The sequence below is a fragment of the Thioclava indica genome (assembly GCF_000714545.1).
Taxonomy (GTDB): Bacteria; Pseudomonadota; Alphaproteobacteria; order Rhodobacterales; family Rhodobacteraceae; genus Thioclava; species Thioclava indica.
In genome coordinates, this window is record NZ_AUNB01000033.1 from 19,656 (window position 1) to 29,112 (window position 9,457).

Genomic DNA, 9,457 nt, shown 5'->3' on the forward strand with positions numbered 1-9,457 from the left:
AAGAAAAACAGGAGGGGACGTAAATGGTACAGACATACCGAATTTCTCACTGGCGCACGGCGCTTGGCGCGCTGGCGGTTTCACTTACGGCACTGGCGGCACAGGCGGGGCCTGTCGAGGTGCCTCCGGGCACCCTGCCCTTTGGCGTTTATGATCCCGATGGCGATTTTGCCGAGAAGACTCCGGTCGTGATCGAGCACCTGTTTCTGCCTTGGGAGGATGTCTATCTGCCCTCGCTCAACGACGCCGATACCTACGCCAAAGAGCGGGGCCGCGCGCTGCTGGTGACGCTCGAACCTTGGACATGGTCACGCTCGGAGCGCAACACCGCGCAATATCTGCGCCGGGGCATTGAGCGGGGCGAATATGATGCCAATATGACCGCCGTTTGCGACGTGCTCGGGGGCTTGCAAAGCCCGGTGACGCTGCGCTTTGCCCATGAGATGGATGATGCAAGCGGTCAATTCATCTGGGCGGGTTGGTCGCCCGAGGATTACATCTCGGCCTATCGGCGCATGACCAGTCTGTGCAAACAATCGGCGCCAAATATCAACCTGATGTGGTCGCCGCTGGGCGATGAGGGCATGGCGCAATACTACCCCGGCGATGATTTTGTCGATCTCGTAGGGCTGTCGGTGTTCGGGCTGCAAGCATGGGATCAGGCGAAATATGGCGGGGATCGCAGCTTTGATGATATTTTCGCGCCCCGCTATGAACGTGCTGCGGCCTTTGGCAAACCCGTGGTGGTGGCCGAGCTCGGCTATGTCGGCGATCAGGCCTATGTCGATTTGTGGAAAGACAGCGTGCGGGTCGAAAAGCCCGCCTATCCCAATCTGGTCGGTGCGGTCTATTTCAACCAGAACGAAGTGTATCCCTGGCCCGAGGGATTTGGCACGCCCGATTGGCGCATCAAGAATCAGGTGTTGAAATAACACCAGCGTTAGTGGCGACAATCCGCCGATACGCTAGATAGAGCATAAGAGACTGACGGCGCGCGCAAAATCCCATTGCGCGCGCCGTTTTGCGTTTTGCCAAGCTTTTGCCCCCTTGCCGCTGCGGCAGTGCCCTTATTGACGCTTAGCCTTTTCTCAACCATTCAGGCGTTAAATGCGAACGGAGAACCGTTCCTACACGTCCCGGGATGGGTGTGAAGACCGCAAGAAAGGCTGAGCAGAATGACGATTTCCAAGGTTTCCCAACGCGTTGGCGCGGTGTGTATTGCTATGTCCATTGCCCTGATCGCCGCGCCCAGTGTCGCACAGCAATCCGCTGTCATGACGCTGAACCCGCCCCGCATCGCGGTGAAAACCGTTGCCGGTAAGGGGGCCGCCCGATTTGACTGGCTCGCCTCGGCGCGCCGCACCAAGACACAGGCCCCGACCCAAACCGCGCAAGCCCGCTCCTTGGGCAATGGCAGCTATGTCTGCTCGCCCGCAGGGTTCGGATCGCGCTCGCGCTGCTATAAACGCTGAGTTTCTGGCGCGCGCCCCTCTTGCCTTCCCCGTCATCGCGCCCTAATGGCAAGATATGACACAGCACCAGCGCCTTCTCATCATCGATTTTGGGTCTCAGGTTACGCAGCTGATCGCGCGTCGCCTACGCGAACTCAATGTCTACTGCGAAATCCACCCCTATCAGAACGTCACCGACGCATTCCTGAAAGACTTCGCCCCGATGGCGATCATCTTTTCGGGCGGCCCTGATAGCGTGACGCGTGAGGGATCGCCGCGCCCGCCCAAGAGTGCCTATGAACTGGGTGTGCCGATCCTTGGCATCTGCTATGGCCAGCAGGTCATGATGCAAGATCTCGGCGGTCTGGTTGAGGCCGGTCAAAGCCATACAGCCGAATTTGGCCGCGCTTACGTGACGCCGACGCAAACCCGGATCGACCTGCTCAAGGGTTGGTTCATGGATGGCACCGGGCGCGAACAAGTCTGGATGAGCCATGGCGATCACGTCAGCCGTCTGGCACCGGGATTTGAGGTGTACGGCACCTCGCCGGGCGCGCCCTACGCGATCACCGCCGATCTGAGCCGCCGCTTTTACGCCGTGCAGTTCCACCCCGAGGTGCATCACACGCCCAATGGCGCGACGCTCTATGAGAATTTCGTACGCGATGCGGGCTTTACGGGCGACTGGACGATGGCAGGCTATCGCGACGAGGCGATCCGCCAGATCCGCGAACAGGTGGGCGACGCGCATGTCATTTGCGGTCTGTCGGGCGGCGTGGACAGCTCGGTCACCGCGATCCTGCTGCATGAGGCGATTGGCGATCAGCTAACCTGCGTCTTTGTCGATCACGGATTGCTGCGCCAGAACGAAGCCACGGAAGTGGTCAAGATGTTTCGCGACAACTACAATATCAAGCTGATCGCGGCCGATGAAAGCGATCTGTTCTTGGGCCAACTTGAGGGCGTTTCCGACCCCGAGCTAAAGCGCAAGACCATCGGGCGGCTGTTCATCGACGTGTTCCAGAAATACGCTAATGACATCAAGGATGCCGAGTATCTGGCGCAGGGCACGCTTTACCCCGATGTCATTGAATCGGTGTCGTTTTCTGGCGGCCCCTCGGTGACGATCAAATCGCACCACAATGTCGGCGGCTTGCCTGAAAAGATGGGTCTGAAACTGGTTGAGCCGCTGCGCGAGCTGTTCAAGGACGAGGTGCGCGCGCTGGGTCATGAATTGGGCCTGCCCGCGAGCTTCATCGGCCGCCACCCCTTCCCCGGCCCCGGCCTTGCGATCCGCTGCCCCGGTGAGATCACCCGCGAAAAGCTGGAAATCCTGCGCAAAGCCGATGCGGTCTATATCGACCAGATCCGCAAACATGGTCTGTATGACGAAATCTGGCAGGCGTTTGTGGCGATTCTGCCGGTGCGCACGGTCGGTGTGATGGGCGACGGGCGGACCTATGATTTCGCCTGCGCGCTGCGCGCCGTGACCTCGGTCGATGGCATGACCGCCGATTACTACCCGTTCAGCCATGATTTCCTGGGCGAAACGGCGACGCGGATCATCAACGAGGTCAAGGGCATCAATCGGGTGACCTACGATATCACCTCCAAACCCCCCGGCACGATTGAATGGGAGTGAGCAGCGGCGGCCCGACGGGCCGCAAATTCCTTCCAGTGGAAGGAATTTAGCTGCGAACGCCCGAGGCGACGTAATCTAGGGGGCGCTGCCCCCTCTGGCTTGCGCCATTCACCCCCGGGATATTTTTCAAGAGCGACATCCGAAACGTGCCGCCCCATCTTCGCTCTTGAAAAATATCCCGGGGGAGCCTGCACGGCAGGCGGGGGCAGCGCCCCTCACCCGACAGGCGAAATCTCGCCGCTGCGCGCATGCGTCGCGCGGCAACCTGCCTCAGACGCAATCACGCATCCGCGATATATATTGAACCCGCGTTACCACTGACATTCAGTCGATCGACACGGGAGAATTCGATGAAAAAGACCCTTCTAGCCACGACCTTTTCACTTGCCGCCCTCACGCTCGCTGCGCTGCCTGCAGCTGCGGAGGGTCAGAGGAAACTGATCACCATCCTCACCGCCCCCGAGCCGCAGACGCAGCTTATGGCGATGGTTCTGACGATGAATGCGGTGGCCAAAGGGGCCGAGGCGCAGGTGCTGCTTTGCGGTCCCGCAGCCGATATCGCGCTGAAAGAGGCTCCCGAAAGCGCGACTGCCGGACAGGCACCGAAAGGGGCAAGCCCGCAGGGGTTGCTTAAGATGATGGTTGAAAAACAAAATGTTAAGGCCGAGGTCTGCGCGATTTACCTGCCCGGCAAAGGGGCGGATGCCTCGGTGCTGATGGATGGCGTCACGGCGGCCAAGCCTGACGTGATGGGGGCCGAGCTGATCGCCGATGACACCACCGTCATGAGTTTCTGATCAGGCTCGACACAGGCGCATCTAATCGCCTAGCTTTGACGCCCGGACGGCCCCGCGCCGCGCCGGGCGTTTTCATTTGTTGGAGCTTTGCCATGCCTTTGACCCTCACGGGCCGCCTGATTTGCGATGATGACACGCAGGCGCAAATCGTGCGCACCCATCTGCCCGAACATATCCGTCTTACCCATCTTGAGCCGGGCTGTGAGCATTTTGAGGTCACGCAATCAAGCGATCCGCTGGTGTGGGAGTTGCACGAACGCTTTGCCACGCGGGCAGATTTTGAGACCCATCAGGCGCGCACCAAAGCCTCGCATTGGGGCCAAGTCTCCGCTGGGATCGCGCGCGATTACGAGATTTCGCAACATAGTTGACCGGACGAGCCCGCTTAGAAAACGACCCCGAAATCTCTCTCGGGGCCGCGATTGTTTAATGGTGATCGTAGGCGCCCAGTGCGGATAGCCGGTCACGGAACACCCAAATCTGATACCAGTTGTAGATCAAGATCACCGGGATGAACCCGCCCATCGCCACGGTAAAGCCCACCAGCGACAACGACGGGTCGGCCGCGTCATAGACCGTCCAAGTGCCCGGCACGAGCCACGGATAGACGGTCAGCGCCATCGCCCCAAGCGACGACCCCGTCATCACCGCATACCACACCATCGCCGCGACATCTTTCTCGCGCTGCGTAGAATCCCAGATATTCCACAGCGTGAACAAGATCCACGCCGCGATCACCCCCCAGCCCCAGATCCACGGGCCGGTCCATTTCTCTGCCGCCCAAGGAAAGCGCAGCCAGATCCATGCGAGCGTGATCAGCGAGGCAATCACCAGCGCGATAAAACTGCCATTCACCCAGTCTTTCATATCGGTGCGCACGGGGCTGTCATGCACGAACCGCGCGCGCAGATAGAGCGCCCCGGCAAAAACCGAGGTGATCACCCCGACGATCCCGGTCCAGATGGAGAACGGGCTGATAAAGTCAAACACGCCGCCGGTGAATTCCAGCACCGTGCCGCCGCCCGCATAGGTCACGTCGCGCGGGGTCAGTTGCACCCCGTCCAGAACCGCGCCCCCTGCCGCGCCGATGATAAAGGCCACGACCAGCGAGCCTGCGGCAAAACCAAGCCCCCAGAACCGCTGCGAGCGCGCGGCGTGGTGGTGAAACTCCAGCGAGACCGCGCGCAGCATGATCCCGAGCAGCATGACCATCAGCGGCAACATCAGGTAGTGAAACACAGATCCGTAAATAAACGGAAAACCGCCAAACAAGATCCCGCCTGCGACCACAAGCCATGTCTCATTGGCGTCCCACGTGCCTGCCATCGAGGCCATGATCGCCCCGCGCGTCTGATCATCGCCATAAAACAGCGAGATAATCCCCGCCCCCAGATCTGCGCCGTCAAGGATCAGATAGATCGTCACGCTCAACGCCAGTGCAACACCCCAAGCCAGCGCCAGAATGTTGTGCTCATACAAAGCGTTACGTAGCAGCTCGTGCTTTTGGCCAGCGCTCAGTTCGGGGTCCGTCGCCTGCACCTTGTCGCGCAACTGATGAAACGACAACGGCACGGATTCAGTCTGCGATTGCGCGCTCCAGAACCCGCCGGAGCCGGGCAAGGCGGGCGCTTGCGTGCCTTTCACGCTGGGCACGCCTTCATGTCCGGCGGGCGCGTCCTGTTGGGCAAATGCAGGCGCAACGGCAAGGCTGAGCATCAGCGACAGCGCGACCAGAAGCGTCTTGATCATACGAGAAAATTGCATTGTCATCGCTCCTTATTGCGCGTCTGCGGCGGTTTCGATGGGCGGCAGAGTGCCCAGACTTTGGTGATCCTCATCACGCTCACGCGGGATTTTGGTCTCCATATCCGGGCCTTTCGCGATCACCTTGAACAGGAAATAGGCGGTTGCGAACAACACCCCAAAGCTGAAGATCGCAAAGCCGATGAACCACACGACTTCGGCGGCGGCACTAAGCTGCGAGCGCCCGTCATGCACCGTCATCAGCCCGTAAACGACCCAGGGTTGGCGCGCCACTTCGCGCGTCCACCAGCCCGTCCAGATCGCCAGATAGGGCAAAAACGCCGAGGCCAGGACCGCGCGCAGGAACCAGCGGTTTTCGAAATCAGAGATCTTGCGATTGGCCAGACGTCCGCGCAGCAACAACCACAGCCCCCAAGCAGACACGCCAAACAGCGCAAACCCGATCGCCACCATCACGCGGAACGAATAAAACGGCACGACGACAGGCGGGCGGTTTTCCGGTTTGAACTGATCCAGACCGGGCACGCGGCTGACCCATTTATGATCCTCCAGCACGCTTAGAACATGCGGAATCCCGAACGCCCAAACGGTGTCGGATTTATCCGCATTGGGCCACATCACCACGTTCCATTTGGTGTTGGGCGAGCCATCGGGGTTATCGGTTTTGAAATGCCCCTCCATCGCGGCAAGGGCTGCGGGTTGCTCATGCGCCACGGTGCGCCCAAGGCTGTCCCCGATCCAGATTTGCCCCGCCGCGACAATCAGCATAACGGGCAAAACAAGGCGCAACGCAGGCGCAAACACCGCGACATTACGCTGTTTAAGCAACTGCCACGCCGACACCGCCGCCACGAAGAACAGGCTCAGTTCCAGACAGGCCACAATCATGTGCGGGATCGCGGTCATCGAGTCGGGGTTGAAGATGATCTCCAGCCAATTGCCGACCAGAAACTGCCCGCCGACCATTTTCACGCCAGCCGGGCTTTGCATCCAGCTATTGGCCGCCACGATCCAAAAGGCAGACAGCAGCGAGGCCAAGGCGACGTTGAAGGTCGCAAACAGGTGCATCCTGCGCCCGATCTTGTGCCAGCCAAAGATCATCAGCCCCACAAACCCCGCCTCATACATAAAGGCGGTGATCGTCTCAAAGCCCAGCATATGCCCAAACACCGGCCCAGCGGCAGTGGAAAACGGCCCGAACAGGATGCCAAAAGCCATCTCCATCGTGACCCCGGTGGCTACGCCCGCGCCGAAATTGATGATGAACAGCTTTTCGAAAAACCGCGTCAGGCGATACCATTTCTCTTGATCGGTACGCAGCCAGCGCCACTCGGAAAAGAAGATTAGTAGCGAGAGGCCAATGGTAAGTGGCGGATAGATGATGTGAAGACTCGTTATTAGCGCGAAGTCGATACGCGCCATAAAATCGGCGAAAGTAGTTTCCATCTTGGGCAAGGTCCGAACGAGAGGGCAGATATCGCGATTTGGCGCGATAGCGGCCACCCGCACGGTGGCGCTAAGATGGGGATAGCCCGCGCGCAGCCCAGGTCCACGCAAACGGCCAGTTTGTCGCAGCCCTCTCGCGGCCCTGTGAAGCGTCGTGATCTTGAAATGCGCTCAAGAGGCCCCATTGCCCTGCCCGGCTTGCGAAATCAGCGACCGGATGGCCTCGAGCTTGGCAATCACCGGGGCGCGCAAAACGAAGGGATAAAAGCTGGAATGACCCATCGCCGCATTCACCGCATTGAGCGCAATCGAGAGGTTTATCCACGGCTTTGACAGGCGCTCCATCGAAACGCCTAGCAGCGCGCCCGCATCGCTGGGCAGCCCCGTGGGGCCAAGCAACCCATAGGCGGTCGCGGTTTCCAGCCCATCGAGCAGATGCAGCACATGCGCCCAGCTTTCGGCAAAATCCTCCCACGGGTGGGAGGAGGCATAGGCCGAAACATAGAACTGCGCCCAATCAGCGGGCGGGCCATTACGATAATGCGCCGCCAGGGCCGCGCCATAATCGGCGCGATCATCGCCAAACGCATTGCGGATCGCTTGCAGGCGTTGCGGGTCGTTTTGCACCAGAACCTGCCAAAAATGATGTGCGACCTCGTGGCGCAAATGGCCCGGCAGCGAGCGGTAAGGCTCACCCATCTGGGTGCGGATACGCTCGCGCTCGGCATCATCTGCCTCGGCAATATTGAGCGTGATCACCCCGTCGGCATGGCCCGTCAATACGCGCGGCGCAGATGGATCTATCGGATCAGATCGAAACTCGAACCGCGGGCTTGGCGCGCCGCTGGCATCTTCAAGGGGCAACCCCAGCGCGTCCAGCAGCGCTAGAAGCGCGCGCTTATCCGTCTCGAATCGTGCCCATTTCACATCATTGCCCGGCAACGAGAGATTGGGCACAACCGTGGTATGGCGACAAGAGCGGCACAGATCCTGCCCCGCCATCGCCTCCCAGTTACAGCGGATCACGCCGCGATTGGCGCAATGCCGGCGCTCTGGGCTCAATTGCAAAAACGAGCCGCCACCCGTTTCGGAATGCCAGATCACCCCGGTCCCGCAATGCAGGCAATCGGTGTTGTGAAACCAGATTTCGCTGGCGCAGGCGGGGCAATGAAAACGCTGCATCAAGGGGCCTTTCAGGCAAGAGGTGCAGGGTGTAACGCGGCCCGCGACACGCCGGGTCCCTCAGCCCTCAAACCCGCCCGAGTTTTTCCATCCGGTTGTCCCGCATGCGCGCAAAATCATCGCCCGCATGATAGCTGGAACGCGTCAGGGGCGTTGCCGAGACCATCAAGAACCCTTTGCCAAAGGCAGCTTTCTCATAGGCTTTGAACTCGTCGGGCGTCACGAACCGCTCCACCGCATGGTGTTTCGGCGTGGGCTGCAGATATTGCCCGATGGTCAGAAAATCGACATCGGCAGAGCGCATGTCATCCATCACCTGGCGCACCTCATGGGATTGCTCGCCCAAGCCCACCATGATGCCCGATTTGGTGAACATCGCCGGATCAAGTTCCTTCACCCGTTGCAACAGGCGCAAGCTGTGGAAATAGCGCGCACCGGGGCGCACACCGGGATACAGACCGGGCACGGTTTCCAGATTGTGGTTGAACACATCGGGGCGCGCCTCGACCACTTTTTCCAGCGCTTCGGGCGCGCATTTCAGGAAATCGGGGGTCAGGATTTCAATCGTCGTACCCGGCGCACGGTGGCGCACGGCGCGGATCGTCTGGGCGAAATGTTCCGCCCCGCCATCGTCCAGATCATCGCGATCCACCGAGGTAATCACCACATGTTTCAGCCCCAGCGTCTGCACCGCATGGGCGACACGGCCCGGCTCGAACAGGTCCAGATCATCGGGACGTCCTGTCGCGACGTTGCAGAACGAACAGCCCCGCGTGCAGATCTCGCCCATGATCATCATCGTGGCGTGGCCTTGGCTCCAGCATTCGCCGACATTGGGGCAACCCGCCTCTTCGCAAACCGTGACCAGCTTGTTGGTCTTCAAAATCTCGCGGGTTTTCTTATACCCTTCCGAGACCGGCGCCTTGACGCGGATCCAGTCGGGTTTCTTGGGCTGGGCATTATTGGTGCGATGCGCCTTTTCGGGATGACGGTCGCCGGGCATTTTGAGATCGCGCATAGGACGTCCCTTTGCGATTGCAGGTTCCCTCTCACATAGGCCGATTGCAGGCGCGATGCAAACACAGCGCATGACAAGGCGGCTTTGCACCGGGCGCATCTTTCCGCTCTGGCGCGACCCGCTTGTTCATCTAGCCATAAATACTCCGGGGGGGGGG

9 protein-coding genes are annotated in these 9,457 nt (G+C 60.2%); 5 read left to right on the forward strand and 4 right to left on the reverse strand.

Features of this window, described 5'->3' with window-relative positions:
• Positions 1-23: 23 nt before the first annotated feature.
• The 5 genes from DT23_RS11360 (at position 24) to DT23_RS11380 (ending at position 4,261) form a co-directional block, all read left to right on the forward strand.
• Positions 24-932, forward strand: coding sequence for a glycoside hydrolase family 26 protein (locus DT23_RS11360; RefSeq protein WP_051697241.1), 909 nt, complete (start codon positions 24-26; stop codon positions 930-932).
• Between the two features lie 291 nt (positions 933-1,223).
• On the forward strand, positions 1,224-1,472 hold the full coding sequence (locus DT23_RS11365; RefSeq protein ID WP_162177233.1) for a hypothetical protein: 249 nt from the start codon (positions 1,224-1,226) through the stop codon (positions 1,470-1,472).
• A gap of 55 nt (positions 1,473-1,527) precedes the next feature.
• On the forward strand, positions 1,528-3,093 hold the full coding sequence (gene guaA / locus DT23_RS11370; RefSeq protein WP_038131337.1) for a glutamine-hydrolyzing GMP synthase: 1,566 nt from the start codon (positions 1,528-1,530) through the stop codon (positions 3,091-3,093).
• Between the two features lie 350 nt (positions 3,094-3,443).
• Entirely contained in the window at positions 3,444-3,890 is a 447-nt protein-coding gene (locus DT23_RS11375; protein WP_038131338.1) for a DsrE family protein, read from the forward strand.
• A gap of 92 nt (positions 3,891-3,982) precedes the next feature.
• A complete protein-coding gene (locus DT23_RS11380) occupies positions 3,983-4,261 on the forward strand; it encodes a putative quinol monooxygenase (protein WP_038131340.1) in 279 nt (92 codons plus the stop codon).
• A 55-nt stretch (positions 4,262-4,316) separates the two neighbouring features.
• Here DT23_RS11380 and DT23_RS11385 read toward each other — a convergent pair whose 3' ends face one another.
• The 4 genes from DT23_RS11385 to lipA form a co-directional block, all read right to left on the reverse strand.
• On the reverse strand, positions 4,317-5,654 hold the full coding sequence (locus DT23_RS11385; RefSeq protein ID WP_205618236.1) for a cytochrome d ubiquinol oxidase subunit II: 1,338 nt from the start codon (positions 5,652-5,654) through the stop codon (positions 4,317-4,319).
• A gap of 12 nt (positions 5,655-5,666) precedes the next feature.
• Positions 5,667-7,100 carry a cytochrome ubiquinol oxidase subunit I gene (locus DT23_RS11390; RefSeq protein ID WP_156023934.1) on the reverse strand — a complete coding sequence of 478 codons (1,434 nt, stop codon included), beginning with the start codon at positions 7,098-7,100 and terminating at the stop codon, positions 5,667-5,669.
• Between the two features lie 171 nt (positions 7,101-7,271).
• A complete protein-coding gene (locus tag DT23_RS11395; protein ID WP_038131341.1) occupies positions 7,272-8,282 on the reverse strand; it encodes a zinc-binding metallopeptidase family protein in 1,011 nt (336 codons plus the stop codon).
• Between the two features lie 67 nt (positions 8,283-8,349).
• Positions 8,350-9,300: a lipoyl synthase gene (gene lipA, locus DT23_RS11400; RefSeq protein WP_038131360.1), complete on the reverse strand. Its 951-nt coding sequence runs from the start codon at positions 9,298-9,300 to the stop codon at positions 8,350-8,352.
• Positions 9,301-9,457 lie beyond the last annotated feature (157 nt).